This is a genomic window from Bdellovibrio sp. KM01, assembly GCF_013752535.1.
Taxonomy (GTDB): Bacteria; Bdellovibrionota; Bdellovibrionia; order Bdellovibrionales; family Bdellovibrionaceae; genus Bdellovibrio.
Genome location: NZ_CP058348.1, coordinates 485,138 through 510,412, shown reverse-complemented (window position 1 = coordinate 510,412; position 25,275 = coordinate 485,138). Strand labels below are relative to the sequence as shown.

Annotated in this window: 27 protein-coding genes; 7 read left to right on the top strand and 20 right to left on the bottom strand. The window is 45.8% G+C overall.

Annotated features, from left to right (window positions below; all coding sequences use genetic code 11):
• Positions 1 to 70: 70 nt before the first annotated feature.
• Positions 71 to 304 carry a DUF1653 domain-containing protein gene (locus HW988_RS02620; protein ID WP_181606101.1) on the bottom strand — a complete coding sequence of 78 codons (234 nt, stop codon included), beginning with the start codon at positions 302 to 304 and terminating at the stop codon, positions 71 to 73.
• A 2-nt stretch (positions 305 to 306) separates the two neighbouring features.
• On the bottom strand, positions 307 to 699 hold the full coding sequence (locus HW988_RS02615) for an HIT family protein (protein ID WP_142698872.1): 393 nt from the start codon (positions 697 to 699) through the stop codon (positions 307 to 309).
• Between the two features lie 103 nt (positions 700 to 802).
• Between HW988_RS02615 and HW988_RS02610 the strand changes: the two genes are divergently transcribed.
• On the top strand, positions 803 to 1,696 hold the full coding sequence (locus HW988_RS02610; protein ID WP_181606100.1) for a universal stress protein: 894 nt from the start codon (positions 803 to 805) through the stop codon (positions 1,694 to 1,696).
• 21 nt (positions 1,697 to 1,717) lie between these two features.
• Here the strand turns inward: HW988_RS02610 and HW988_RS02605 are convergent, their stop codons facing one another.
• The 6 genes from HW988_RS02605 to HW988_RS02580 all read right to left on the bottom strand — a co-directional run bounded on the left by HW988_RS02605 (position 1,718) and on the right by HW988_RS02580 (position 8,493).
• Complete coding sequence (locus HW988_RS02605; protein WP_181606099.1) at positions 1,718 to 3,298, bottom strand: L,D-transpeptidase family protein; 1,581 nt, start codon at positions 3,296 to 3,298, stop codon at positions 1,718 to 1,720.
• Between the two features lie 195 nt (positions 3,299 to 3,493).
• A complete protein-coding gene (locus HW988_RS02600) occupies positions 3,494 to 4,633 on the bottom strand; it encodes a citrate synthase (protein WP_181606098.1) in 1,140 nt (379 codons plus the stop codon).
• 51 nt (positions 4,634 to 4,684) lie between these two features.
• Complete coding sequence (locus HW988_RS02595; protein WP_181606097.1) at positions 4,685 to 5,578, bottom strand: PP2C family protein-serine/threonine phosphatase; 894 nt, start codon at positions 5,576 to 5,578, stop codon at positions 4,685 to 4,687.
• A gap of 87 nt (positions 5,579 to 5,665) precedes the next feature.
• Entirely contained in the window at positions 5,666 to 6,058 is a 393-nt protein-coding gene (locus tag HW988_RS02590) for a hypothetical protein (protein ID WP_142698867.1), read from the bottom strand.
• A gap of 14 nt (positions 6,059 to 6,072) precedes the next feature.
• Positions 6,073 to 8,028 (bottom strand): DUF4105 domain-containing protein, encoded by a 1,956-nt coding sequence (locus tag HW988_RS02585; RefSeq protein WP_181606096.1) that lies wholly within the window; start codon positions 8,026 to 8,028, stop codon positions 6,073 to 6,075.
• Positions 8,029 to 8,217: 189 nt separating this feature from the next.
• Positions 8,218 to 8,493 carry a DUF2388 domain-containing protein gene (locus HW988_RS02580; RefSeq protein WP_142698865.1) on the bottom strand — a complete coding sequence of 92 codons (276 nt, stop codon included), beginning with the start codon at positions 8,491 to 8,493 and terminating at the stop codon, positions 8,218 to 8,220.
• 258 nt (positions 8,494 to 8,751) lie between these two features.
• Here HW988_RS02580 and HW988_RS02575 point away from each other — a divergent pair, with 258 nt between their 5' ends.
• The gene (locus HW988_RS02575; protein ID WP_181606095.1) at positions 8,752 to 9,081 is read left to right on the top strand and encodes a hypothetical protein; all 330 of its coding nucleotides are present in this window, start codon (positions 8,752 to 8,754) and stop codon (positions 9,079 to 9,081) included.
• Here HW988_RS02575 and HW988_RS02570 read toward each other — a convergent pair.
• From HW988_RS02570 to HW988_RS02555, 4 genes are read right to left on the bottom strand one after another with little or no spacing between them, the layout of a single operon-like run.
• Complete coding sequence (locus HW988_RS02570; protein ID WP_255490175.1) at positions 9,074 to 10,246, bottom strand: hypothetical protein; 1,173 nt, start codon at positions 10,244 to 10,246, stop codon at positions 9,074 to 9,076. The genes HW988_RS02575 and HW988_RS02570 overlap by 8 nt on opposite strands.
• The gene (locus HW988_RS02565) at positions 10,224 to 10,979 is read right to left on the bottom strand and encodes a class I SAM-dependent methyltransferase (protein ID WP_181606094.1); all 756 of its coding nucleotides are present in this window, start codon (positions 10,977 to 10,979) and stop codon (positions 10,224 to 10,226) included. Before HW988_RS02565 ends, HW988_RS02570 begins: the two co-directional genes overlap by 23 nt.
• Positions 10,952 to 12,022 (bottom strand): prenyltransferase, encoded by a 1,071-nt coding sequence (locus tag HW988_RS02560; protein ID WP_181606093.1) that lies wholly within the window; start codon positions 12,020 to 12,022, stop codon positions 10,952 to 10,954. Before HW988_RS02560 ends, HW988_RS02565 begins: the two co-directional genes overlap by 28 nt.
• Positions 12,019 to 12,978, bottom strand: a complete 960-nt coding sequence (locus HW988_RS02555; RefSeq protein WP_181606092.1) for a polyprenyl synthetase family protein — start codon at positions 12,976 to 12,978, stop codon at positions 12,019 to 12,021. The genes HW988_RS02560 and HW988_RS02555 overlap by 4 nt, the downstream gene beginning before the upstream one ends.
• A gap of 211 nt (positions 12,979 to 13,189) precedes the next feature.
• Between HW988_RS02555 and HW988_RS02550 the strand changes: the two genes are divergently transcribed.
• The 3 genes from HW988_RS02550 (at position 13,190) to HW988_RS02540 (ending at position 16,095) form a co-directional block, all read left to right on the top strand.
• Positions 13,190 to 13,606: an acyl-CoA thioesterase gene (locus HW988_RS02550; RefSeq protein ID WP_181606091.1), complete on the top strand. Its 417-nt coding sequence runs from the start codon at positions 13,190 to 13,192 to the stop codon at positions 13,604 to 13,606.
• Positions 13,606 to 14,061: a YkgJ family cysteine cluster protein gene (locus tag HW988_RS02545; protein WP_142698859.1), complete on the top strand. Its 456-nt coding sequence runs from the start codon at positions 13,606 to 13,608 to the stop codon at positions 14,059 to 14,061. The genes HW988_RS02550 and HW988_RS02545 overlap by 1 nt, the downstream gene beginning before the upstream one ends.
• 105 nt (positions 14,062 to 14,166) lie before the next feature.
• Positions 14,167 to 16,095, top strand: a complete 1,929-nt coding sequence (locus HW988_RS02540; protein ID WP_181606090.1) for a hypothetical protein — start codon at positions 14,167 to 14,169, stop codon at positions 16,093 to 16,095.
• On the opposite strand, the gene HW988_RS02535 is transcribed toward HW988_RS02540, so the two are convergent.
• The 4 genes from HW988_RS02535 to menA are packed head-to-tail and all read right to left on the bottom strand — an operon-like array spanning position 16,092 to position 19,410.
• Complete coding sequence (locus HW988_RS02535; protein WP_255490174.1) at positions 16,092 to 16,397, bottom strand: (2Fe-2S) ferredoxin domain-containing protein; 306 nt, start codon at positions 16,395 to 16,397, stop codon at positions 16,092 to 16,094. The two genes, HW988_RS02540 and HW988_RS02535, sit on opposite strands and share 4 nt — an antisense overlap.
• 9 nt (positions 16,398 to 16,406) lie before the next feature.
• Complete coding sequence (locus tag HW988_RS02530) at positions 16,407 to 17,567, bottom strand: AMP-binding protein (protein WP_181606089.1); 1,161 nt, start codon at positions 17,565 to 17,567, stop codon at positions 16,407 to 16,409.
• Positions 17,549 to 18,535, bottom strand: a complete 987-nt coding sequence (locus tag HW988_RS02525) for a hypothetical protein (RefSeq protein WP_181606088.1) — start codon at positions 18,533 to 18,535, stop codon at positions 17,549 to 17,551. Before HW988_RS02525 ends, HW988_RS02530 begins: the two co-directional genes overlap by 19 nt.
• Entirely contained in the window at positions 18,532 to 19,410 is an 879-nt protein-coding gene (gene menA / locus HW988_RS02520; protein ID WP_181606087.1) for a 1,4-dihydroxy-2-naphthoate octaprenyltransferase, read from the bottom strand. Before menA ends, HW988_RS02525 begins: the two co-directional genes overlap by 4 nt.
• An 83-nt stretch (positions 19,411 to 19,493) precedes the next feature.
• Here menA and HW988_RS02515 point away from each other — a divergent pair, with 83 nt between their 5' ends.
• Together HW988_RS02515 and HW988_RS02510 are read left to right on the top strand one after the other, a co-directional pair.
• Entirely contained in the window at positions 19,494 to 20,717 is a 1,224-nt protein-coding gene (locus tag HW988_RS02515; protein ID WP_255490173.1) for a DNA recombination protein RmuC, read from the top strand.
• 12 nt (positions 20,718 to 20,729) lie between these two features.
• Positions 20,730 to 21,863, top strand: coding sequence for a hypothetical protein (locus tag HW988_RS02510; RefSeq protein WP_181606085.1), 1,134 nt, complete (start codon positions 20,730 to 20,732; stop codon positions 21,861 to 21,863).
• 98 nt (positions 21,864 to 21,961) lie between these two features.
• Here HW988_RS02510 and HW988_RS02505 read toward each other — a convergent pair whose 3' ends face one another.
• The 4 genes from HW988_RS02505 to flgL all read right to left on the bottom strand — a co-directional run bounded on the left by HW988_RS02505 (position 21,962) and on the right by flgL (position 25,249).
• Positions 21,962 to 22,930: a hypothetical protein gene (locus HW988_RS02505; protein WP_181606084.1), complete on the bottom strand. Its 969-nt coding sequence runs from the start codon at positions 22,928 to 22,930 to the stop codon at positions 21,962 to 21,964.
• A 127-nt stretch (positions 22,931 to 23,057) separates the two neighbouring features.
• Positions 23,058 to 23,585: a flagellar assembly protein FliW gene (gene fliW, locus HW988_RS02500; protein WP_181606083.1), complete on the bottom strand. Its 528-nt coding sequence runs from the start codon at positions 23,583 to 23,585 to the stop codon at positions 23,058 to 23,060.
• A 293-nt stretch (positions 23,586 to 23,878) separates the two neighbouring features.
• Entirely contained in the window at positions 23,879 to 24,106 is a 228-nt protein-coding gene (gene csrA, locus HW988_RS02495) for a carbon storage regulator CsrA (RefSeq protein ID WP_142698850.1), read from the bottom strand.
• Between the two features lie 60 nt (positions 24,107 to 24,166).
• On the bottom strand, positions 24,167 to 25,249 hold the full coding sequence (gene flgL / locus HW988_RS02490) for a flagellar hook-associated protein FlgL (RefSeq protein WP_181606082.1): 1,083 nt from the start codon (positions 25,247 to 25,249) through the stop codon (positions 24,167 to 24,169).
• Between the last annotated feature and the right edge of the window lie 26 nt (positions 25,250 to 25,275).

Here is a 25,275-nt window from a genome sequence, read left to right as displayed (position 1 = left end):
AAAAAAACAAAAAACCCGCGTCGTAACCGCGGGTTTTTTGTTTTGGAGAAAGTGTGTCCGTACCTTTTGCTTATCTAAATTGGAATTCGAAGCGGGGGACTTTTCTGCCGTCCACGTCAACCATTTCAGACCACATTGCTAAGGGGCGAGTCCATAGGCGGCCCAATGAATTTTCATAAAGGCATTGGTAAAGAACTACGTCTTCCATGGTCTCAGAATGTTTGCCCACCCCGATCACCTGATAGAGCTTTCCTTTGTAATGTTTGTAGATCGCGCCACTGATAGGCAATTGTTCCGATTCCATGATTACGCCAAATTCTTAATGATCTCTTGCTGGATCTTTTTCATTTCATCATCGGAACGACGCGTGGCCTTTTTAAAATCTAAATCCGGAATCGACCACGCCGGAATCAAGTGCAAGTGATAGTGAGGCACTTCAAAACCCGCCACCATTTGTCCAACCCGGGGTGAACCCGACGCTTTCAAAATCGCTTTACCGATTTTTTGCGAAACTTTATGTAGATGCGCATATGTATCAGCAGGGACTTCTGTCCAATGATTGATTTCTTCTTTGCAGATTACCAATGTGTGTCCCAAATTGACCTGATCCAAGGCTAAAAATGACAGGACTTTGTCGTCCTCATAAATTTTGTAACAAGGAAACTCACCACTGATGATTTTAGTAAAAACGGAAGCCATTCATGCACCTCTTATATTGGCCCCTAAGTATAGAATTACGATTTGAAGTCAGGCAATGACATTCGCTTGTGACAAGGAGTAGAATTAATTCTGCGAGGTGTATATGGCGTCTAAGTATATGTTAATTGCCGATGATGTTTTCGATGTATCTCCAGGTGCAAAAGCTCGATCCGAAATGATTCGCCAGTACGGCCTGAATCTGGCCGAGAAACTAAATGCCCCCGTCAGACTGTTGTACGTTCAAAATCCTATCGATATCACCATGAAAAATAATGAACGCGAACGCATTCAAACCACTTTGGAAAAAATCCGCCAAAGCAGCAAGAAGATCCAAGTTATTGAAGCTTTCGGAAATCCAGTAGATGAAATTTTTCGTCTGGAAAACAGCGCCCCACAACCAGGATTAGTCGTCATGGGCACCCAAGGCAAAAAAGGTTTGGAAAGATTTTTCTTAGGCAGTGTCGCTGAAGAAGTCGTTCGCAATGCCGTGGTCCCGGTCATGGTTATTGGACCAAAAGTTACCAAGGTGCCGGCAGGAAAAGGTAAAATTCTTCTCGCCACAGATCTGACTCGTAACAGCCGTCGTGCGGAAGCCTATGCAAAAAAACTGGCTAAGGCTTTGGGCCTTGAAGTCGTGTTCATCTATTCGGCACTTGAATCATTAAGAATTGCTGATCAATATGCGGCAGCCTCAGGAACGGCATTCATGGATCAATCGACGATCGATACTTTGAATGCAAAGTCTAAAGAAGCACTCCTTAAAAAAGTAAAAGGCTTTAAAGCCGATGGCGTGAAATGCTCCTTTAAGATGGACTCTATTCAGCCGACGTCCCAGGCAGCGATTGCCACCGAATCAGCGTCAGGAAATTATCAGTATTTGGTGATGGGAACCCATGGACGAAGTTCTTTCGTTAAAGCTTTCTTAGGCAGCACCGCTCGCGAAACAATCATGAGCAGCACCGTGCCCACGATCGTCATTCGTTCCCATAATAAATAAAGAATTTTCCCCGAGGGCCCCCTAAAAAGGAGCCCTCATCAAAGATAGAACTTTCGCATTTTGATTATAGGAATCCGTCGTAAAACGAATCACCTTATCAGAGAACATTTGCGAAGTGATAAAGCCGATATATACCGCGACCGGCTCTTTCAAAGGTATTTTAGTATCCTTCGTCATAACCTGACCGGGTTTTGCGATCGTATTTTCAATCGCTTGGCGATCCCAGGGCGTTCCACGCAATAGATACTCTGCCAGATCCAATGGTTTTTCCAAGCGCACACATCCGGAACTGAGTTGGCGGTTCGCTTCCACGAAAAGTTCCCGTTGGTTTGTGTCGTGCAGATATATCGCAAAAGAATTCGTCAGTTCGAACTTCACAATACCCAGGGCATTACCCAAGTGGGGTTTTTGGCGAATATAAATATCGGCGTCTTGTGTGCTATCGTAGGCCCACCAGTTAATACTTGCAGGATCCAGGCGGCGCGTGAACTCTTTGTTCCATACTTCATAGTTGTGAGAGTCAAAGTAAGCATTGATCTCCCAATAATTCAGTTTCTTGATATCTTCGACTTTGTCTTGAATGAAAATCGTCGGCGGCACAATCCAGAAAGGATTTAAAATCACGCGCACCAGGCTGTCCGCCATTGTCGGTGTTTTCCTTTCAGGACGACCATTGATGGTTTTAAACGCTATCGTAAATCGTTCAGGTTGAGTTTTGTCGATCATCCCAAAGTAGGTCATCGCGGTATTTACAAAAATATATCTCTCTGGGAATGTTTGCGGGAACCAGCGCATTTTCTCCATGTCTGCTTGAATCTGGCGTGTGCGGTCCTTACAAGAAACACTTAAAAAATTCCATGTGCGACCACCCGGAGAAAGAATACCATCAGGCTTCCAATGAAGATTCCACTGGATATCATTCACAGCGAGTTGTGCTTCCCGATCAAACGTTTCGTCGAAATTCACGATCGGATAGCCCAGAAGACTTAACCGTTTTTTCAAATCAATCACACCAGGGTTTTTCATCCCAAGCTTTAAAGGTTTTTTAAATGGTTTCAAAGGTGTCCAAGTGCCATCGCCACAAGCTGGATAGACTTTTGCAATCGCGGCCTTAAGCGCATTATAAGGAGGATTTTGCGGCGCCAGATTATCCACCAACAGATCCGGGCGCGAGCCGCTGGAGCTGATCAGCATTTGTAGATATTTTGGAGACAGGAATTTTTTCTGCACGAACTTAACATCTGTGCCCATCATAACGGGATTGGCACTTCCGATGGAAATATCCTGCAAGAGTTTTAGATAGTTCTCGTCGGCTTTCGCTTTCAATCCGGGAGAGGTCGCTCCGCCCTCTTGAAAAGCTTTTTCCATATCAGGGCGCCAATAATAAACGGGATTCACACCGTGCACCCAGGATTTCAACATTGTCGCTCGCATATCGTCGACACTCATATTCGAAAAAAGGCGCGTGTAGTCCCCAGGAGTAAACTGCCGTTCCATTTCCAGGAAAGGGTTCTGGGCTTCAAACTGCGCATAACTTTTATCAGCAGAATAAAAGCCAAAAGCCACCAAGAGAACGAGAATTCTTTTCCAGAAAATATTCATAGCTTCTCCTTGCCGTCTCTATTCCATACTCATCCTGAGCCAGCGAATATGTTAGAGCCATCAAGGCTGTAGCCTAGAAAATTTCAGATTCTAAATGGAGGGTTTTGTGAAGATGCAAAAAGAAAAAGGGAGTCTTGCGACCCCCTTTATAGACCAAAATATTTTCCAATCAGACCAGAGTCGGATTGAGGCAAACTATCGTTGGCTTACCGGTTTCCAAGTCAAACCTTCTTTACCAGCCCATTTACCACGAGGGCGGTAGATACGGTTGTTCGCGTATTGCTCGAACGCGTGAGCGCACCAGCCAGAAATACGAGAAGCTGCGAAGATCGGAGTGAACAAATCAGTTGGGATGCCCATTGAGAAGTACACAGTTGCAGAATAGAAATCCACGTTCGGCATCAAACCTTTTTCATTGAACATAGTATCGTCGATCAAAGTCGACATTTGATACATAGTTTCCATGCCAGCCGCTTTAGTCAATTTTTCAGACATAGTGCGAAGGATGCGAGCACGAGGGTCGCCGTTTTTGTAAACGCGGTGACCGATACCCATCACTTTTTCTTTCGCTTGAAGAGCGTCTTTTACGAATTGCTGAGCTTTATCCATTGTGCCGATTTTTTGAAGCATAAGGATAACTTGTTCATTTGCACCACCGTGCAACGGGCCTTTCAATGCACCAATTGCAGAAACGATTGCAGAGTGCAGATCAGACAAAGAAGAAGCTGTTACACGAGTTGCGAATGCAGAACAGTTCAATTCATGGTCAGCGTGAAGAATCAAACAAGTGTCCATTACTTTTACGTGTTCAGCGTTTGGCTCTTTACCACCAGCAAGCATGTACATCATGTTCCAAGCCATGGACTTGTCTGTTTTTGGAGCCACAGGCTCTTTGCCTTTGCGGATTGCATCGAATGCGCAAAGAAGAGTTCCCATTTTAGCAGTCAAACGAACAGACTTGCGAAGGTTTGCCTCAGCAGACATATCGTTAGCATCTTTATCATAGTGAGCCATCAAAGATACAGCCGTGCGCAACCAACCCATCGGGTGAACGTCAGTTGGAATGCCTTTCAAAACTTTGATGAAGTCTGGAGACAATGCCATTTCGCCGTGAAGTTCTTTAGAGAACTTTTCCAACTCGGAAGCGTTTGGAAGTTTGTCATTCCAAAGAAGGTAAGTAACTTCCTCGAATGTAGAGTTCGCAGCCAAATCGTCGATTGTGTAACCGCGGAAATTAAGATTATCGCCAACGATGAAAGATACTTTCGTTGTACATGCAACTACGCCTTCAAGACCTTTATCTAAAGCGCCTTCGTAGATATTTACTTCAGCCATGTGGGGTTCCTTTCCAGTGGAAGTAGAATAAAATAAGTCATATAAAAACAGCTAGTTCTTGGCAAGCTTGATCACTCGATCCTTCACCTCAGTGACGATCAGAGTCTGATCTCTGACGGGATCCTCTTTGCCGGAATATTTTTGATTCGCATAAAGAATCTCGTTACGCAGCTCGTGCACACCCTGACGAGGCGCTTTTGATATGGCGTCCATCAAATTATGCCCACCCCAGCCAACTCCCAAAGAGTTCTGAGAGTTTTTGAGGCCTTCGGTCGCCAAAATCAGTCTATCACGGGGGTTCAGTTGAATGGTGCGACTTTGAGGCTCCGTGTTAAAATCCTTACCTAAGCTGGGCCCCGTCGCCATAAGTTCCGACAGAGCATCCTTGCCATAGATCTGGTGAAAACCATCGATGTCGCCAACTGAACAATACTGAAATTCATAACTGCGTCGATCAACGATTCCATAAAAGATATTCGCGCGATCGTCGTTCGTTATATTTGGTACAACGTCATTTGCCAATATACCCACAACTTTGTGAGCTTCAAGGCCGCGGCGTGCTTCCATCTGAGATGAAATTTTAATGATAACGGAAAGAAGCATCGACGACAGGGAGTATCCAGTCGCACTGGAAATCAGAATTCCAAACTTCAATTTATCTTCATGTTCGAAAATATCAAAGTAGTCCCCGCCCGAACGAGTACCAGGCAAAAACTTGGTGGAAAACTCAAAACCTTGAACATTGGGCAATTCTGTAGGGGAAAGTTTTTTCTGCAAAGCCTGAGCAAGTTTCAACTCCTGATTCATTTGATGAATCATTTTTTCCAGAGCTTGATTGGCTTTACCCAGTTCCAAACGGTAACGATGAACCTCTGCTTCTTTCACAGCCAGTTCATGTTCTAAATCAGAAATGCGTTCTTTAAGAGCGTTTGGATCATTCGTCATAACGCTCTTATTTTAGATTTGTTTTACAGCCGAGTCAGGCAGTGATTCCTGACTCGGCCCTAAGTCGGGTCGACTAGAAGAAACGAACTAAGGCTTGAACTGGATGATGTTCTCGATCTGCTGCTCCAAAGAAAGATCCTTAAGACCTTCACGAGTTTTAGATACTTCTAAAGTTCTCGCCAAGTACGGACCTACGGAACCATCCACCTTAAAAAGAACGGCTTCCTCTTGAGTTGCGGCCACTAAGTTTTTGTAATAGCAACCTGGACCAGCACCACACATCGTAGCCAAAGAAAGAAACATGGCACCTGTCGCGGCACTCATCGCCGAAGCTTGATCATTCGGATCTGGTTGCTGGTGGTGATAACCGCCGCCACCAGGAGGAGGATAGTAACCACCTGGCGCAGGACCTGGATAATACTGGGCCATCGCAGAAGCACCTGTAAGCATAATGATAGCGGTAACAATTGCCTTTTTCATAGGTTCACCTTTCACTACTTCGTGCGAAGCAGTTGCTGTAATAATTTAACATTTTCGTTGCTGGTCTCTACCTGCCTCATCAGAACTGTGTCGGTCAGTTGATCAGCCATTTTTTTTGTTTCTTCAGAAATCTTAATTGCTTCCTTGGCTTTCACAGCCACCAGCTCTTTCGCCGCTGCCATTTCCCCTGGAAGCGGCAAACCGTAACCTCTGCCCTTCGGCAAAAACGATGACGGTTTTGCGAACAACTCAGAAATCTTCATATAGTTTTTTGCGGTCTGCTGAGCTTTATCAGCCTCTGCGCTCGACTTGCCTTCAGCCATCAAGCCGGTTAAATCCTGCAAAATATAAGTTTGAATCTGTCTTTGGGCCGCAAACTCCAAGACAAACAGCGAAGCAATCATTTTCTTATACTCGGGGTGAGATTTCGGAATGGCACGAATGACTTTCTGGCGATAAGCCGCATCCGCGTTGATCCACTCTTTAAAGTCTTTCAGCGGAGTGAAACCCGCGTCTTTCACCAATTTGAACGTATTGTTATAGCGCTCTTCATAGGATTCAAAATAGTAACCCAATTCTTTGGCACTTTTCGGATCTCTGAATACAGAATCATCCGCAAGATTCAATTTTTGCAAAACAGAATACAATCCTGCGGGAGTTTTAATATCCACATTCATCATGGCCGGTGATTGCAATACGGACTGCAACAGATCCAAAGTTTCCGTCGCGCAGTTTGCAGTGACAAATTTATATCTGCCCTCGTAGCCCCAGTGCGTTTCAACAGAGCGCACAACCAGGTCACGGATTTGTTCACGCGTCAGCTTTAAAGGAATACTGCGCAAAGAACGGAACTGACCTTTCGGATATTCATCGACAACCTGACTTAATGGCAAAATGAACAGACGAGAAGAATAGTCCCCAACCAGTCCCGCCCACATGCTGAGCTGAATCGCTTCAACCCACGCACGGAAACTTAAAACCACGGAATATTCAACGTCACGAAGGCAATCAGGGCCCACCGTTTTACGCTCTGGAGCGCACATCACCAAGCGAATCATCGAGTGACCCCAACCTGAAGAAATATCGCTACCCTTTTCTGCAAACAGATAATGAACTTGATAAATGCGATCTGGATTGATCTGCAAAATCTGGCTGTACATCGCACCACTATTCGGAATCACGTAGCCCAATTGGGTTTCACACGTCACATTTTGAAAAGGCACGTGCTGGAACTGCGCCGACAGGACTTTATATATTGATGGACGACGACATTTAAACTGTGGATCCATCAGGAAGTATTCCATGTTCACAGCGAAATGCTCGCGCTTGTCTTTAAGCTCATAGATATCCGGAGAACGTTGATTCATGACGTTCTCGCTTTGACCTGTCCAACCCGCGACTTGCAAATAGTATGGATTAGAAGAAAAAGAAGTCGTCATGTTCTCATAGTATTTGCAGGCATACGGACGAGGACCATTCTGAATGCGTTCCTCTTTGGATTTTGCAAACTTGGTATCACAGTGTCTGATCATTTCATTTTCTGAATCACTGTGAACATTGGCAAAATCATACAAGTGAGTCGTTTCATGCAGAACCGTCGCTAGAACTTCATTGTACATGTTGCCATGAGTGCGAGTCGTGCGCGTTGAACCTTGAGGTCCTTTAACAATTTCAGCCAACATCAAAGTATTGATCGTCAGATCACGACGTTGAAAGCTTGCGACACCGATATTCGGGGAAAGAGCACTGAAAGAAGGAAGCTGATTGAAGCGCACATCGACGGTGCTTAAAGCCGCCTTTAATGTTTCAGGAAGTTTTTGTTCAGCTTGTTTCAAAAGATCTTGAACTGCCGTGCGCTGATTCGCAGGAAGCGAAGTCACGAGGCGATATTCAAAGCCATGCGCCACCACGCTGGTTACCAGCGGCAAGGATAAGGCGATCAGCTGTCTGAACAATGATATTTTAAGCATATTCGATTACTTACAAAGATCCTGCCACAGAGAAGGCCTGCCAAATAAAACCAATCGCTTTTAACGTCTTTAGATTGCTGGAGATTTGAACAGGGTGCCGCTTTTGGGCAGGCAAATTAGTTCGTTCAGCTCAAAATAAAAGGCCACCGGAGGGTGGCCTTTTAAGCAACATACGTAAGGGTTTTCGAACTATTTTGCGTTCGCGATGGATTCTGCAAGTTCCATATTAGAACCTTTGTTGCCGTTCTTCGAACGGATAACTTCGAACGTGCGAGCCAATTGAGGTCTCAACTCTTTACCACCTGATGCGATATAAATCGCAGCATCCGGTTGCGCATCCAAAAGCATTTGCTCATAAGCAGTTTTTTCCTGATTCGCCTGCGTGATTTTGATGGATGTTGAGATTTCCAACGCCATCGCGTTCATCGACATTGCGGATACTAAAACAAACAAAACACTTTTCATGGGTGCTCCTTTAGATCTTTAGTTTTTGAATCTGAATTCCTGAGTGCAACCCACGGACCACGCAAAGAACCGATTAAACCTCATTTCAGATGAACAAAAAGTAGACACGAACCCAATTTTGGAAACAAAAAGATAATGAGTCCTTGTCCGGCACTAGAACATCTGTCGGACAGAGAGCCCCTTAAACACTATTTCAGCCGGGAAATGGTTTTGCATTACTGAGACCTGCGCGGGCTAAAATGAAAGAAACGAAGGAACATGCTAAGAATTGAAAATCACCAGATTCAGTACTCCGGACAAAATCTTTTCCTGATTCACACGATAGAAAACGCCCTGGAGTTCGAGGACGGAATTCTGGTTTTATTGAATATCTTCAATGATAAGATTCCGACACGAAAGCTATATGACAATGTCCTCTTTCTGAATAAGGACATGAGCATTCGCTGGCAGATTGAGGGCCGCAAACCCCGCTTCTATACCGCCATTTTTAAGTTTGGATCACAAGCCAAAGCCCTCGACTGGGAAGGCTTTAGCAATTCGATTGATTTGGATACAGGAAAAGTCATTAAAGAAGAATTCCCTAACTAAGCATCACATCCAGCTGAGAGAGCTGCCGCTCCTCTTCTTTTAAACGAGCTTGAATCGGACCCGGGACTTGGCCCTCTTGCAAAGTGCTAAGCCCCTGCAAGTGATAGCGCACTTCGCTTAAGCGTTTATGAATTTTAGATTTCGCCCATTGGTAAACCCCAGGGGATGCAAAATCCTCTGACAACCAAACTTGAGAAATGTATTTTGGATCCTGCATCTCGTCCACTTGCTTGGTGCTACCGAAGTGGCCCCATACCATTTGAGCCAAGAACTGCACACTTAGAATGATCAAAAACAGAATCACGTACTGCAGGCTCTTATCCTGATACGCACTCATTTCGGACGTGTATCCCATATTGAGGGTGACCCGGACTTCCCCGGCCAAAAGCATCCCCAAAATAGCCCCTGCAATTGAAACTAACGAGAACTGCAAACCCACGCGGCGGCAATCCTGATTTAAAGAGCGCGTATGCCACCAGAATAAAATCATACGGCCCACACGTTCACCCGCAAGCAAGGCAATCGCACCATTCAGGGAAATCACATTTACAAATAAAAGCGATAACCCCAAAGCCAGGGACCAAAATTCCACACGCACAATCAGACTGATCAATGCCGACGCAAGCAAAATAGAAGCGACGGATACGATTCTTCCATCAGCCAGGAAAAATGCCAAATCACTTTGACCTAAGGCCATGATCAAAACGTTGGAGTTTTTAAGCACCAACTCCCCACCAATCAAAAAAATACCTGTGCCTAAAATCCACTCTAGAACCGTACGGATTTTTGGCGTCATAATGACCGAGACAAGTCCCAAGGCACAAAGCCCCAGCAGGAACGAGCCATTGAAACTTAGGAATAACATTCCCAATAAAGCGACCCACCACGCACCCAGCGTGGAAAGACACATCACCAAAGCACTGGGACGAAGGCTTGCGATGCGCAGATTGTACATGCCCATTCCGGCATATAAAGATTTTTGCGGAGATACTTCCAACAGTACTACATCCAGGCAGTACTGAAACATTTTGATCATTCGCGGTTGATCGATGTTCTTGTCTAAAAACGACTTTTGAAAAGAGCGGAACATTTGCGCCGCGCTTTTTTGGGATTTCGTCAGACCAAACATCATCAGGACAAAACTACCCAACCACATAAGAATCATAACGAACCACCTTTCCTTCAAAAGAGTGAATCACACCGGGCAACAGTTCTTCAGCGTGGATCGGTCTTTTAACCACCACGCGTTTCACTGGCCATTTCAAAGCTTCTTTTAAAACTTCCGCCGCATCATCATCGTGACCGACCAGATCCCGGAATACGACCATCTCTTGTTTAGGCAACGACGACTTTTTCTTGTGCGGATACATGGGATCAAAATAGATAGAATCGATTTCGATTTTTCCGTTTTGCTCGCGCAGGAAATCCAAGCTGTTTGCAAAGTGCAATTTATAGGATTTTAGATACTCTTTTTGAGTTTTCGCGAAGGCTTCACTTAAAAGCGCATACAAAACCGGAGAGCGCTCCACACCTGTGACTTGAAAACCCAGCTGAGTCAAAAAGACACTGTCGATTCCCATGCCCACAGAAAGATCCAAAACTTTCTTGCAACCCTTGGCCGCACCCAAAGCTTTGGCGATCAATTCCTGTTTTCCCCGATGACCTTTGCGCTCGTAATCCAGATGATTTTTATCGAAGTCGATTTCCAGCAGACGCTTATCTTGATCGCGCACGTAAATGCGCTCGCCTTCAACATTGAATCGGAAATAGTAAGAATCCAGAGAAGCAGGATTCAAGGGGCAATTTAAAAATTGAGCCCACTGTTGTCCCCTGGACATTCCAGCATCATCGGCGATGACACATATTTGTTTTAGCTCGCCAGAAGATACCAAAGACATTCAAACACCCACAGTCCAATGGTGAATAAGAACAAAGTGAATCCGTATTTGAAAACCTGGCGTAAATCACCACCCACGGGGCTGGAAAGGCTTTTAAGCTTGGAAATGAAAGTACAAGACAAGAACACCAGCGCCACACTGACGTAAACTCCCCAATACTTTCCGGCATACACTGTGTGATAGAAAAGATTGATGATTAAAAAAATCGCCCACCAGATCGCAATCAGCCGACGTGAACGATCAAAACCCAACCAGTTCACAGTATTTCTAAAACCGGCCTGGCTGCTGGGAAGAATATTTATAAAATTACGAAGGTGGACCACAAATAAAACAGCCCAGCCCCAAACGACACCGATCCACAAGGACTCTTTATCAAAGGGAGCCCCCATCGCCAACTGATAGCCCACAGTCAACAGGGGACCGAACATCAGGAACAGCGCGAACTCGCCACCAATTTGATATTTAAAGGAAATGCGTTTTTGAAATTGCGCCCACAAACCAATCAAAGCTGCCACGACGATAACGATGGCCACTTGGTTGTAGGCAAACATCACCGGCAAAGAACAAATCAACGAGATCCACAAAAAGACCGTCGATAATGATTTGATATGAGCTGCCGTCGTCCAGCCGTTTTGAATCGCACGGCTGCCACTGCGCTCAAGGACACGATCCACACCGCGAACGTGATCGGTATAGTCATTGCGAAGGTTCACGGAAATAAACGCGCAAATCACACCAAAAGTGGAAATCAAAGTCGAGATAGGATCTCGCAAAGTTTGATCAACGATATTTTTTGTCAGAATCAAAAACAGCGGAACCAAGATAAACAGGAAGCTTCTGATCTTCACAGTTTTCATGATGCGCACGATACGCGGAGGAAAATCCAAAGCGCTCATCGGCACAATTTTAAACGTCACAGTTTCAGACGCGGAATTCACATTCAACGTCTGCACAGGCAAAGCACGCTTGTCTTTGGCAAAAGTACCAAGCAAGTAGGATTCAAATTCAGGCGAGCTTTTGCTTAAGGTAACGAACTCACTCACGAAGAAGGCTTCCTTCTCCAGTAAAGAATCTCTGTCAAAGGACGAAGTTGATTGATCAGCTTTTCCTCACCCGGTTTCAAGTGCTTTTTCAAGCGCTCCAAGTGATGGTCGTACATTGCGATCAAACCCTTGTTAATTTCATCGAAGGCTTCCACTTTTTTATCAAAAGCTTCTTTGCCACCGATGCTTGCGTAGTACTGATCTAAGTTTTTCGATTTTACGATTTGATCGATCTCCTGACGAGTGCGACCTGCGGTCACGTATGCGCCAAAAGAATTCAAGTAGCCAGATTTCAAATCACCCAAGATCGCTTTGCCTTCGTCATTACGGATGTCGTAATCAAGCAAATCATCAGAGCGTTGGAACAATTGACCTAGCAACGTCCCCATCTCTTCCAGAATTTGATGAAGTTCAGCATCATAGCGCTCTTGCGCGATGAAAGGAGCACGGATACACCATTTGAACAAGGATGCCGTTTTCAAATTATGAATACGGTCCAACTGCTCAAGTGTCACAAAGTAGTCCCCAATCACAGAGTCCTGCAACCACTCCCCTTCCAAAAGGTCCGAGATAATTTCAGCCGTGTATTGAACAAGTTTGATATTGCCGTGACCAGAAAGGTTCACCATCACGCGTGCAAGCAAATAGTCACCCGCAAGAACTGCGTACTCGGGAGTGTACTTAAGCCACGCCGTCGTTTTACCGCGACGAAGATGAGAGCGGTCGATCAAATCATCATGCAATAACGAAGCATTGTGGATGAACTCGATCGTTTGCGCCAAAAGATGTTCAGACTTTCCATCCAAGGAAAGACTGGAAGACATCATGCGGATCAATTTCGCGCGGAATCCTTTGCCTCCAGAAAAGAGGTCATCATAAAGCTTATTCAGCTTTGGTAAGTAGGCAGGGAAATCCCTGGAATCATAGACTTTCAGATCAATGACATTGCGCGACAATTAAGACTCCTATTAGCAGGCTGTTCAAAAAGGTTCAGACGCAAGGCGGAGGGTCTTATCTGAAACGGAGGCGTACTTTTAAGCACGTCGGAGTGAAAGATAAGGCCCGACAACGCAGTCGGATGAGCCTTTTTCAACAGCCTGCGGGCCCCAAAATGCTGATATTCTTGCTTGCTGTCAAGGGCAGAGGGGCCTTAAAGTTCCAGTCATTATGAATAAAGTCTTCCGATCGAAAAAGACCCTGACTTTCAGGGAAGCAGACCCCGCGAAAATCATGTTTTTTGGGAATATTTACGGGTTTGCCCACGACGCTTTCGAACAATTCATCGTGGATGCCGGGTATACATGGAAAGAGTATTTCCAGGATCAAAACTATGCGATTCCACTTCGCCACTCTGAAGCCAACTATATGGCTCCATTTTTTCCGGGCGAGACCTACGATATTTCGGTGATGGTCGTAAGTTTTGGTGAAACTTCTTTCAAAATGAAGTACGTCTTCACTCAAGGCGATAAAACTCACGCGGTGGTCACGATGGTTCATTCTGTTTTGGATCTGAAAACCAAACAGAAAGCTGCAATTCCCGCATTGATGAAATCCCGTTTGGAACCTTACCTGGAGAAAAATTAGTGGAAGAGTTCAAGTTCACAGGAAAAGAATGGTGGCGTGAAGGCGTTCGTTTCGAATGCACTGGCTCAGGCAAATGCTGTACTTCCCATGGCGAGTACGGATTTGTGTATTTGAACCTTGAGGACCGCCAACGTTTTGCCAAGCACTTGAAAATCAGCACTTCGGCCTTCACTCGTCGCTACTGCGAAAAAACCGGCGGCATCTGGCACTTGAAAGAAGATCCAAAAAATACGGACTGCATGTTCCTTAAAGGCAAAGGCTGCGGCGTTTACGAAGCTCGCCCGACTCAATGCCGTACTTGGCCGTTCTGGCCTGAAGTGATGAATGCAAAATCGTGGGCAAAGGATGTCAAAGCATTCTGTCCCGGTGTGGGACGTGGAAAAGTCGTTCCCGCTGAAAGCATCGAGCGCCAACTGCGCGAACAAATCGAAAGTGAAAAAGGCTGGGGAAAATAATTTCCCCGTCTCATTTCGAAACGCGGTTCTTGCAACTTCCTTACAATCTGAAAGTTTCTCAATCTAAGTCTTAAGACAAAAGGTTTGGACGTCGAAGAGTAAGGCATGGTGAACGTAACCTGCAAACCACTGTTATTATTGATCGCTGCGACGACCTTTTTAGCGGGCTGTGAAGACCCGGCGGTTTCAGTTTCTACTTTGGGTAGAAAACTGGCGGCACCCGTTTTGACTAGCTCCAGTCCCTTTGATCAAGACATGGATACGCAGAACTACGTTGAGATCACAGGTACTTGCGATCCTCGCGTGGGCCCCGTGGTTATCAGTTTCGATGACATCAATTATCACTCAGCTCCAACGTCTCCAGACACTTCTAATACCACTTTGGGCAGCGTGACCAATGACAACGATTGCTCGGATGGTAAGTTTGATATCTATGTGACAGCCGCAGATTTGCTCAGCATCTGGGGAATCACGGTGAATAGTGATTCTTCTTCGGTGGATAACATTTATATTAAAGGTTCCACTTTCTTTGGTGATACTCGCACCCTAACAATACCTGATCCTAAAAAAGGTTCGGGAGAAAATGTCGGCTCGGCTGCGAAACTTGCTTTGCGCAAAATTTTCCCAAAAGACTTTGGTGGCGCTGGACAGTGTGAAATGTTCACAGTGTTTGTAACTGACGCCAACGGAAATGAAACTTCAACGGGAACAGCAGCCACTTTCTCTGTAAATCCTCCGGCAGGAACAAGCATTTCGACTTATAAATCAATCGCGGATTGCTCTTCAAGTTACAGCCCGCAAACATCATTCACGATCGCCGCGAATAAAAGTCAGTTGCAGATTTACGTCAAAATGCCGACGACTCCGATAGATACGGTTCTTGGTTTTACTGTGACTTCGCTTTCGGGCGGACTAACAGCTTCGACGGCCGCGACTCCTGTAACGTTGCGCGATCCTGCGTCGTCTCATCGTTTCATTTCGATGACGGATGCTCCGGGCACATTGTATAAAAATGTTTGCTATCCGATCACGCTGCAGCGCTTGGATTACAACAAGACATCAGGAAGTATGACTGATTCCATCAGTCTGGCGCTGGCTCCGTCCGATGCGAAATTGCTTTTCTATACCGCTGATGATTGTAACTCGAGTTCAAAAACAAGCTCTGTGTTTTTCGCGTCATACGTAAGCCAATCAAAAATTTACGTGAGATATGAACCGGGCAACACCACTTCGACGACGAATTTCACCAAAGTGGAAGTGAACTACACGGTCAGCGATGCCAACTATGACAACCCGTCATTCCCGGTGCGCGTGGATCTATCTAGCAAAACAACAATTGCGAATGTGGATTTCTGGGGTCCCACGACTGTCAGTCGCAGCTATTGCAGTCCTTATACGGTTGTAACCGCAAATGGAAATTGGACACCCGTTCCCGCGGATAAAGACTATACTTTCAATTTCTCTTCGGGCTCTACTGTAGCAGGTCTGGAATTTTACTCCGACTCAAACTGTACGAACGCACTTTCAAGTCTTGTAGTTACTCAGGGTGCCGTGATGTCGAAGGTTTACGTGAAATCATCGGCAGGACAAAACTCCACAAGCGTCATCACTATGACTACGACGGGCATGAACACGGTCTCTCGTGACGTCAGCGTCAGTGTCGTTGCAACGGGGTTTGGATTTGAAACAGCGACAAGCTATACACTGGTTAAAGGCAGCTGCAATTATGTGATGCTGACTTTAAATGACTATGCGGGAATTATTCCGGCCTTAAACCCAATTAATTTGGCCTTCTCGAATAGCTCGGGTGCCGCTGCCGGTGATGTGACTTTATATACGGATCCAAGTTGCTCATCGACTGCTGTTGCGGAGAATGTGTATGCTCCGATTGCTCCATACAACTCAAATCAGTATAAATTCTATATCAAACTTTCCAGCTCATACTCTGGCTCAAGCCTGTCATTGATATTCAATGGAACAGGCTTGTTAACTTTGCCAATTATGTACGGAAACTTCTCTGTGACAGGCCCTTAGAGCTTCTCTTTTAGAAGCTCTAAGAAAGCATCGCGGTCTTTTTCAGGATGCATGATAAAGCTTTCCGTCTTGTCTTTCGTTGCGACTGTGATCGCTTGAAATTCATCGATGCAAATATCCAAACAGCTTGAAGTCACGACACGGATCTTTTTACCGTCGCCGCTGTCCTTCAGGCTTTTCTTATAAAACATTTTTAAATTATCTGCGACATTCGCTTCTTTCATACCAGAGATCGACTTGCCACACTTCGTGCAAATCATAACAAGGGCATCGCTCCAGGGATTTTCTTCTTTGCGAATCATGGCTTACTCCTACAATAATTTCTTTAACTGCTGCCACAGAATCTTACCCAGATCGCTACGGGGAATTCCCGCCACCACATGGGTCTGTCTTATTTTTTCAAACGGCAAAACTTTTGCACTATACGATTCAGCAATCTTCAGGTTTGCTTCCGCTGGCAATGTGCTAACCATGTGAATTTCTGAACCTAAACGATCTGACGGCATATCTAATAGTGTCACTTGCATAGGCCATTGGGGATTAAAGTCCAAGGCAGATTGTTCTAACAAAGCACGAAGTCTTGCGACATTCGTCCCCTCTCCACCAATCTTGATATAATCCTTACTGCGACCGGAAATTTTGAGGGCATTTCCTTGAACCTCACCGCGATCTTCCGTCGTGAACCAGATTCCATTTTTAGGATCCCAGTGCTTGATACCATCTGAAGTATTTTGCGCATAACAAGTGAATAAGGATTCCGCAGTGACTTCTAAAAATCCTGCGGAATTGGTTTTAGCTTGAGCATGGGATAACAATTCAATTTCAGGATAGACAGATTCCTTAAGCGATTCCAAAGACGCTGTTGCAATCTGTGAAGCTGTCTCGGTCATTCCGTAACTTGGTAAAAGCGGCCACCCCAAGGCGCGCGCCTTTTCATACAATGAAACCTCCAAGGCTCCCCCGCCCACGACGATCGCTCGCAACGAAGCCGGAGATTTATATCCCTTTTCCACCAAATCAAAAACTTGAGTCGGCACTAAGGCAGACAGTGTGCACTTTTCTTTCACTAAAACATCGTAAAAGAAATCTACGTCCCATCGTCCGTCTTTCAATGCCGGCACCACGCGAGCACCAGATAGCAGAGCTCGCACTTCAATACCAAAGCCCCCCACATGAAAATGTGGAAGAACCTGAGTCCACACATCTTGATTGGTGGCGCGCAAATGCAGATTTACGGATTTCGCAGATGCCATCAGGGCTTTTTTTGAAAGAGCCACCAGCTTCGTAGCACTTGCAGATTCTGCGGTGGAACCAGAGGTTGCAATCCACACGTGGCCTTTTAGGCCACGCTCTGCTTGCGCGGTTTCTGCTATTTTTTTTAAATCATTATAATCACTCTGGGGCCAACGAGGATTCAGTAAAATCAGATTATCGTCAGAGTAAAGCTCCAGGCTTAGTTGAGTTTCTGCCACGGCAAATCTCTAAGCAAAAGATCAAACCCAATGCCAGTTCCTTTAACGTTGGATAGAAAAGGTCCCGTCGTATTGATGTTCGCTGCAAATTGATCCATTTGGTAAGAGCGATAAGTCAGGCAGCCTGCATCGAGCATAATGTTGGGATAAAGTTCTTTACACTCCATCGCCACAGCCAATGCTCCCATTGAGCCCACGGGGTGATCCATGTAACTTGTGACTGTCGCCTTCAAATTAAACTTCTTGCAACGCTCGATCGCTTTATCGACATCCATCTTGGCTGGCTTGATTACTAGTATATCAAAGGGAACTTTCGCGGAATTTTCCCAATCGACTTTTTCATAAGGAGCATCGCACGCGACCTTCACCAGTTTTTTAGCATCAGCCCAAGTGTCGGTGTCATAAGGGAATGGATCTTCCACGTATTCGATCCAAACTTTTTCCTGCGCCGTCAGACCGGAAAAGAATTTTTCAAAAATCTGCCAGCTGCCCGTGCCGTTAAAATCCAGACGGATTTTAAAACCCGCCGCCGCCATGCGAGTGATCGCTGTCGCTTCGGCAGCCAGGTCACGGCCGACTTTCAATTTGATTGTCGAGTACGATTGTCTTTTCAACTCGTCCAGGAAACCCGGAACGATTTCTGCGGAATTGGAAACCAGGAAGTTGTTACGAACTTTCTCCCCAGCTGTCAGAATGGTTTTACCTTTTTTACGAAGGTTCGCATCTTTGCGAGCAAGCCAGATGGTTTGCTCCATTTGCGCCGAGATACGGCCTTTTTTCAAAGCTGCCAACTGTTCATCCAAAGGAGTGTCGCCAAGTTCTGGCCAAGGGTGCAAATCACCATAGCCTACGAATCCCTGAGGCCATTCCACTTTGATCAAGGCTCCGCGGCGAGGAAGACCCGCGCTGACCGCGTTCAAAGTAGTAAATGGCGTCAGAACATATTCGTAGTAGCTAAGTTTGATCAAAATGCAAATCCTAGGGTGATTAAAAGTCCAAAGACCAAATGCAGACCTGCTGCCTGGCCCAGAAACTTATTATAAACAGGTCCCGGCTCAGTATTGAAAACATTTTTTGTTAACTTGACCGCCAAAGGCAAAGCAAACATCGGGACGATGGCTGCGATCTTATAACCCTCAAACCACCAGTACAAATTCAATACAAATGGCAAGAACGCCATGGCTGCGATTTCATAGCGAGAAAACTTAACTCCGAAACGAACGGCCAAGGTTTTCTTGTTCACCAGGCGGTCGCCCGTATGGTCACGAAGATTATTGATGGCAATCAAGGTCGTTGCATGAAAACCGATTTGCAGCCCCAAAATAAAGGCCTCCATCATCCAGTCACCCGTATTTAAAAACACCATGCCCATGACTGCCAACAAACCAAAGAACAAAATCACAAACAGATCACCTAATCCCAAGTAAGCCAAAGGGAACGGTCCCGCCGTGTAAGAATAGCCCATCAACACCGAAGCGATCCCAATCGCCACGATAACCATGCCACCTTTCATTACCAACGGAATCCCGCAGGCGATCGCCAAAGCAAAACATAACGAACCCAAAGCCATTACTTGGTTGGCGGAAAGAATTCCGGCCTGAGTTATACGCTGTGGACCAATACGCTTTTCAGTGTCAGCACCTTTTTTGAAATCCACCGCATCGTTCACTAAATTTGTGCCGATTTGGATAAGGAAAGACGCAGCCAGGGCGAAAAATAAAACATGCCCATCCCAGGAAAGACCGATGGCTTTAACCAGAGCTGTGGCAGCCAGGCACGGAACCAGGGCTGCAGTCAGAGTTTTTGGGCGGAAAGCTAAAAGAACACTCTTAATTTGACTCATGGGCGCATCATACACCGTTTTTCGTGTGACCAAAAGCACTTCTAATGGCAAATCTGATTCGTGAACCCAACAGGAGGAACCGCGTGAACTTTGTAACCCTGATCGCTTTTTTTGCGGGCGCATTGATTGCCGGAGTAGTCGTTTATTTCAAATCTAAAGCACAGGCGATGGCTGAAAAGTCCCAGCTCCTGGCCGACGTTCAGTCTTTGCAAATGAAGAACGAACTTCTGACGCAGAACCTCAGTGAAACCAAATCTCTCATGAGTGAAGCTCGCAAACAGCAAGAAGAACTCGCAATCCGCATGAATACTCAGTTTGAGAACATGGCTCAAAAGATTTTTGAAGAAAAGTCCGCAAAGTTCACAGATCAAAACCACAAAAATATTTCCTCTGTTTTGGAACCGCTTAAAGAACGTATCAAAGACTTTGAAAAAAAAGTCGAAGAGTCTTACTCCACGGAACGTTCCGAGCGCGGTGTTTTGCGTGGTGAGCTGACCAAGTTGATGGAACTGAACAAAGTCATGTCCACAGAAACTCAGAATCTGACGAAGGCCCTTAAAGGCGAAACGAAAACCCAGGGCAACTGGGGCGAGTTGATTTTGGAAAACATTTTGGAACGTTCGGGCCTGCGCAAAGGTGAAGAATATATCGTTCAAGGTGTGGATATGGATCTGCGTGGTGAAGACGGTCAGATGCTTCGTCCGGATGTGATCGTAAACCTTCCCGACAACAAACACTTGATCGTGGATTCTAAAATGACTTTGGTAGCCTACGAACAATACTCGTCAGCAGAAACTTTGGAAGAACAAGAACGGTTCGGTAAATTCCACATCGATTCCTTGAAAAAACACATCGATGGCTTGTCCGAGAAAAAATATCACGCGGCTGATAAATTAATTTCTCCAGACTTCGTGATTTTGTTCATGCCATTGGAACCAGCGTTCGCCTTGGCATTTAAATTAAAACCAGACATCTTCCAATATGCTTGGGAGCGCAATATCGCAATCGTCAGTCCCACAACACTGCTTGCAACCCTAAGAACAGTAACGGCTTTGTGGAAACAAGACCGTCAGGAAAAGAATGCCTTGGAAATCGCTAAGCGCGGTGGCTTGCTTTACGAAAAGTTCGCAAATCTTTTGAAAGACATCCAAAACCTGGGGGAAAAACTTGGTGCTGCTCAAAAAGCCCATGAGGAAGTCACTAAAAAGCTTTCCGACGGTCGCGGCAATCTGATCGACCAAGTCGAAGATTTAAAACGCTTGGGTGCAAAAACTGAAAAGTCTTTGCCACAGTTGGAAACCACGTAGTCTAATTGGCGAATGAGTTTCCGCTTATTCGCCATCTTCTGCTCAATTTTATTTTATTCTCAACTCAGTTTTTCAGAGATGACTTTCCCGGTGGGTCATACTGAAGCCTTGATGGCGAACACGGGTGCTGCACTTTCAGCCTCCCCAGGAAATGCAATTTATAATCCTGCGGGCTTGGGATTTCTGGACGACAACAACGTCAGCATCACCCTCAGCGGTAACGCCCTAGAACAGCAAAGTTTTGAAATCCCGAACATGGGAAACAGCTCCACGGTGATCATTCGTCCGACCTTGGCCAGCACAACGTCTCCCTTGGCGAAAGGACACGCTTCGATATTTATCGCAAATCCCGTGGCCTTTAATGTTTCTCAAAGCCATTCGTTACCACTCACAGGTTACAATCTGGCGCTGCGCCTTGCACTCAAGAGTAACATTCTGATGGGCGGTTTCGCTTATGGACGCCCTTGGGATGATACACTTGCTTGGGGATTTACTTTAGGCGGCATCTACACCACTCAAGAAACATATACGTACTCACAGGTGACGGGTCCTACCAGCTTAGCAACACAGTACTCTCAGACATTTCAAAAGGAAATCCAACCCTTGGCAATCGCCGCAGCACTCTGGAAACCGACAGATTTTTACAACCTAGGAATAAATATAAGCTTCCAAAGCTCACCTCTTTTGTCGGAAGGCGCTTACTACTCCTCCTCAACAAACTCTTCAACTCCCACAACTCCCCAAGAGGAATCAAGATCATACACCCCTTCCAGAACTTCATCCGTGGGAGCGGTACTGGGGCAAAAGTTTAAGATTTCAGCTCAAGAACTCTATGTCGACGTCTCATATAGCGGCGGCAGTAATGCGAAAGACTATAACGGCGACAATAAAAAGACCGATGAAAATTTCGTCTACAGTTTGGGTTGGAAAATGCCCACCGCAAACAAATGGCAACCAGTTGCGGGTCTCGCTTACTCCAAACTCGCAAACAGTGAAGCACAGCTTTACAGTGCAGGATTAATCATCAAACAACGGGCCAACGAAATCGTTATTGGATCTTATTATTATAAAGTCCTTCCAAGCGCTAACAATCAGTCCGCTATCGATGTCATCGGATTGATGTTCTCCTCGCAAGTTTTCTACTAATAAAAATACTCGATCGTTGTACATGCGCTCGAAAATACAACGCGTACGGTTACCGCAACGGTAACTGCATGCAACATGAAACAGGACCTGGCACCTTTTTAGCGGATGCCGGAGACGGCGTCGGGGTCTTTTACTGAATTCGAAGCGCGGTGTTCAGACGCAAGTTTTACTTTTCCTGCGTTGATAGCTTCTTGGATTCGGCGGGAAGAGCTGTTGAAGTGTTCGACCTCTTCCGGACTCGCACACAAAGTTTTCATCGCCATTAATTTTTTATTCAACTCAACTGCATCGGCGATTCGCAAATCATTCACAGCTTCATTGCCATTTGTGATTGCGAAACTTTCTTTCCCGCGCAGAGTGATCTTTTCAAGCTCTCCCTGGATGCCCTTTTGGCCTCCAGATTCGCTGTAAAACACTTGCTGACCATCAGGCAAGGCCTCGACCACTAAACGATCTTTGCCCTTCACCTGAGCGCTTTTACCGGGGCTACACTCCAGCAAAATTGGTTCGGCTGAGTTCTTGTACCATTTAAAACCAAAGTAACCACCCACAGGAATACCAGTGTCACCCAATGTTGCCGCTGCGCCGACGATAGTAAAGAGCGTTGCATACACGGGAGCTTCAGAACTTGCGAGACTGCGGTTCGAAAGACTTGTTGGAAAATTCAATTCCGGAAACACTTTCCAAACTTTGCGCATTTCTTCGAAGTTAGACTTCACGCTCTTTTTAGGTTTGTAAGTGAACGCCACATTTTGATAGGAGAACTCGGCAGCTGTCGCACCCATGATCAATGGCTCATTCAAACCTTGCATGCGAACCTTGTTGCCGTCGAATTCGATTTTGGCAAAGGGCTGAGTCAGATCAATTTTTTGAGATTTAAAAAGTTCGCGGCTGCCTTTTTCGAATTTATCATTCGCCGTCGCCGCTGTAACCACTCCGAAAACAGATTCCCAATTCTGAACTTCCCAAAACAGGGAGATATGAGGCACCGGCGCCGCCATCGTTGGCAGTGTCGCTGTTAGAATGAAACTGCTTGTAAGCAGTGTCAGGAATCCCCATAACTTCATCAGATCGAGCCTCCAAAGGTCACACAAGGATAACATGGTTCTTCGAGGAGAAAAGGCTTTTCGCGGGTAATAAAAAAGGCTTCGGTTTTAATCGAAGCCTGTTCCATATCATTCGTTGTATTAACTTCTACAGTTCTGCGTCTCTTACTATGTGAAGCTTTGTCGCTACATCGATACCCGTGGATTGATTTTTGATCGCCACAGCTGGATTTTGCACAACACGTTGCTGAAGCTTCGTGAAGATAGGTTCACGGATCGCCAAATTGTTATCTTGCAAAACACACTGACGAGCAATTTTTTCGGCAACGTTAATCACTACGGGAGCTTTCAAGTTTGCAGTCATTTGTGTTGGATCATCAGGGATAGTCACGATAGAGAAGAAGCGTGCTTTGTCTGTTGCAGTCAGCTTGATCGACTCCATATCACCTTTTGTCAGGTTGGCTTTGTAAGCTGGAGCGAACAATTCAGGCTCTAGAACAGGAAATGCGATTTGCGCAGCTTCGCAGCTTTGCAACCAAGCGAAGATCTCATCACTTGGATCATCGAGAAGAACGAACTTTCTTAGATCCGCAAAGCCCAATAGACCTTCCGGAAAAGTCAGAACATCTTCTTGTTTCAGCTCAACTTGGCCGAATCTCGATGTTGAAATGATCATTCAATTCCCCCTCTGGACAAAGCGGACTTACCCATATCTTAGACACGCCAGGATAAACTTCGGGTAAGTACCCTTATAAATCTGGACCTAAATCCAGGGAGACTCAATAAAATTTAATTAATATGACGCATCCCCGAAGGGGGCGACCCCGCGAAGCGGAAGCCAGAAGCGCAAAACAGATGGGTCGATAAGTAGGCAATTTCAAGGCGGAAGGAGGAAAGCGTACTCCTGTACGCTGACGACGACCAACGCGGAAAGTGCCTGCTTAGCGGCACATCCCACTTAGAAGCCCCTTAGGGCTTTAAAAGCTTAGCGACTGAACGAGATTTGTCTGCGGAGACATCAGCAGATTGCACATTCTGTTCTTGAATGGCGACATACACTTCTTCGCGGTGAATCTTAGTGTCTTTAGGGGCTTCGATTCCTAGACGAACCTGTTTCCCTTTGATTTGTACTACTCTGATCTTGATATGATCATCGATAGCGATGCTTTCACCCAACTTCCGTGTGAGAACCAGCATGACAACTCCTTTTGCTGCAGTCGTTATCGGTAAAATTTAGCGGAACTGTAGGTATTATTTTTATCTTAGGAAGTCAAGAAGGCTTGGTTGAATTAGCTTACCCGACGTTTCGAGAGTCGCCTTAAGGGTGCTGTCCGTCTTATTGATGTCAGAGATAACTTGGAACGCATCAGCGTCTTCCAATTGGGAAGCCGTCGTTTTGTTGTCCACGATCGCTTTTTGGAGAGAATCCATGGTGTTATTTACGGACATAACTCTGGACCCAACCTCGGAACGAGCTAAAACTACTTGGGAAATCGCTTGATCCAAAAGATCCATCGTCTCCTGGACACCGACCTTGTCATTCGCTTTCAGACTGGTTTCCAAGCCCTTAAGAACCGAGAAAATGTTCACCCCTCGGGCACCAGTAACCGGGTCCTGCTTGTGCTTGCCGTTACCTTCAAACTCACCTGCGGGACCGCGAGTCATTAGGAAATTGCGCTCCACGTCTTCATTTTTTTGAAGACGGTCGATTTCTTCCTGTTTGAACTCCTGAACTTCTTGAACGGTCGTTGGAGTCTCGTAGCGAGGACGAACCACGCCATCCCCGTCCAAACCACGCCCTGTGAACACTTTATTGCCTGAAATATTCATGGCAACGAAAGAGTCTTTGTTGGTTTGGATCTTCATATCCCCATCGTCACCGAAATAGTTTCCAGCGTGATCAAAGGGAGCCGATTGAGTTTTGTAACCGGCAAATACATATCGCTCACCCAATTTGCGGTTACCGATCTGCACAGCTTGATTATAGATTTGTCCAATCTCCGAAGCCGTCACCATACGTGTCTCAGCGTTACCGCTGGCATCATTAGATTGGGAGATCGCAAGTTCTTTCGCACGCACCAAGGCATCAGACAACTCACCCAGGGACTGATCCGAAAACTCCAGGAAAGATTTTGCGTTGTTAATATTTTTAATGAACTGAGAATTCCCATGCTCTTCAGTACGAGCCGCCAGGACACGCGCTGCAGACAATGGATCATCCGAAGGCTTATTGATACGTTTTTGAGTCGCGGCTTGATTCTGCAAATCAGACATATCGGAGCGATTTTTGCCCACGTTCTGATTCACCTGATTGAAAGCCATTTTATCCGCGATTCTCATTTCATATCCTTCGCTGCTTCAGCTAC

Coding starts and splice junctions, on each gene's coding strand:
- HW988_RS02620 (WP_181606101.1), bottom strand. CDS start 304: ATGGAATCGGAACAATTGCCTATCAGTGGCGCGATCTACAAACATTAC.
- HW988_RS02615 (WP_142698872.1), bottom strand. CDS start 699: ATGGCTTCCGTTTTTACTAAAATCATCAGTGGTGAGTTTCCTTGTTAC.
- HW988_RS02610 (WP_181606100.1), top strand. CDS start 803: ATGGCGTCTAAGTATATGTTAATTGCCGATGATGTTTTCGATGTATCT.
- HW988_RS02605 (WP_181606099.1), bottom strand. CDS start 3,298: ATGAATATTTTCTGGAAAAGAATTCTCGTTCTCTTGGTGGCTTTTGGC.
- HW988_RS02600 (WP_181606098.1), bottom strand. CDS start 4,633: ATGGCTGAAGTAAATATCTACGAAGGCGCTTTAGATAAAGGTCTTGAA.
- HW988_RS02595 (WP_181606097.1), bottom strand. CDS start 5,578: ATGACGAATGATCCAAACGCTCTTAAAGAACGCATTTCTGATTTAGAA.
- HW988_RS02590 (WP_142698867.1), bottom strand. CDS start 6,058: ATGAAAAAGGCAATTGTTACCGCTATCATTATGCTTACAGGTGCTTCT.
- HW988_RS02585 (WP_181606096.1), bottom strand. CDS start 8,028: ATGCTTAAAATATCATTGTTCAGACAGCTGATCGCCTTATCCTTGCCG.
- HW988_RS02580 (WP_142698865.1), bottom strand. CDS start 8,493: ATGAAAAGTGTTTTGTTTGTTTTAGTATCCGCAATGTCGATGAACGCG.
- HW988_RS02575 (WP_181606095.1), top strand. CDS start 8,752: ATGCTAAGAATTGAAAATCACCAGATTCAGTACTCCGGACAAAATCTT.
- HW988_RS02570 (WP_255490175.1), bottom strand. CDS start 10,246: ATGATTCTTATGTGGTTGGGTAGTTTTGTCCTGATGATGTTTGGTCTG.
- HW988_RS02565 (WP_181606094.1), bottom strand. CDS start 10,979: ATGTCTTTGGTATCTTCTGGCGAGCTAAAACAAATATGTGTCATCGCC.
- HW988_RS02550 (WP_181606091.1), top strand. CDS start 13,190: ATGAATAAAGTCTTCCGATCGAAAAAGACCCTGACTTTCAGGGAAGCA.
- HW988_RS02540 (WP_181606090.1), top strand. CDS start 14,167: ATGGTGAACGTAACCTGCAAACCACTGTTATTATTGATCGCTGCGACG.
- HW988_RS02535 (WP_255490174.1), bottom strand. CDS start 16,397: ATGATTCGCAAAGAAGAAAATCCCTGGAGCGATGCCCTTGTTATGATT.
- menA (WP_181606087.1), bottom strand. CDS start 19,410: ATGAGTCAAATTAAGAGTGTTCTTTTAGCTTTCCGCCCAAAAACTCTG.
- HW988_RS02510 (WP_181606085.1), top strand. CDS start 20,730: ATGAGTTTCCGCTTATTCGCCATCTTCTGCTCAATTTTATTTTATTCT.
- HW988_RS02505 (WP_181606084.1), bottom strand. CDS start 22,930: ATGAAGTTATGGGGATTCCTGACACTGCTTACAAGCAGTTTCATTCTA.
- fliW (WP_181606083.1), bottom strand. CDS start 23,585: ATGATCATTTCAACATCGAGATTCGGCCAAGTTGAGCTGAAACAAGAA.
- csrA (WP_142698850.1), bottom strand. CDS start 24,106: ATGCTGGTTCTCACACGGAAGTTGGGTGAAAGCATCGCTATCGATGAT.
- flgL (WP_181606082.1), bottom strand. CDS start 25,249: ATGAGAATCGCGGATAAAATGGCTTTCAATCAGGTGAATCAGAACGTG.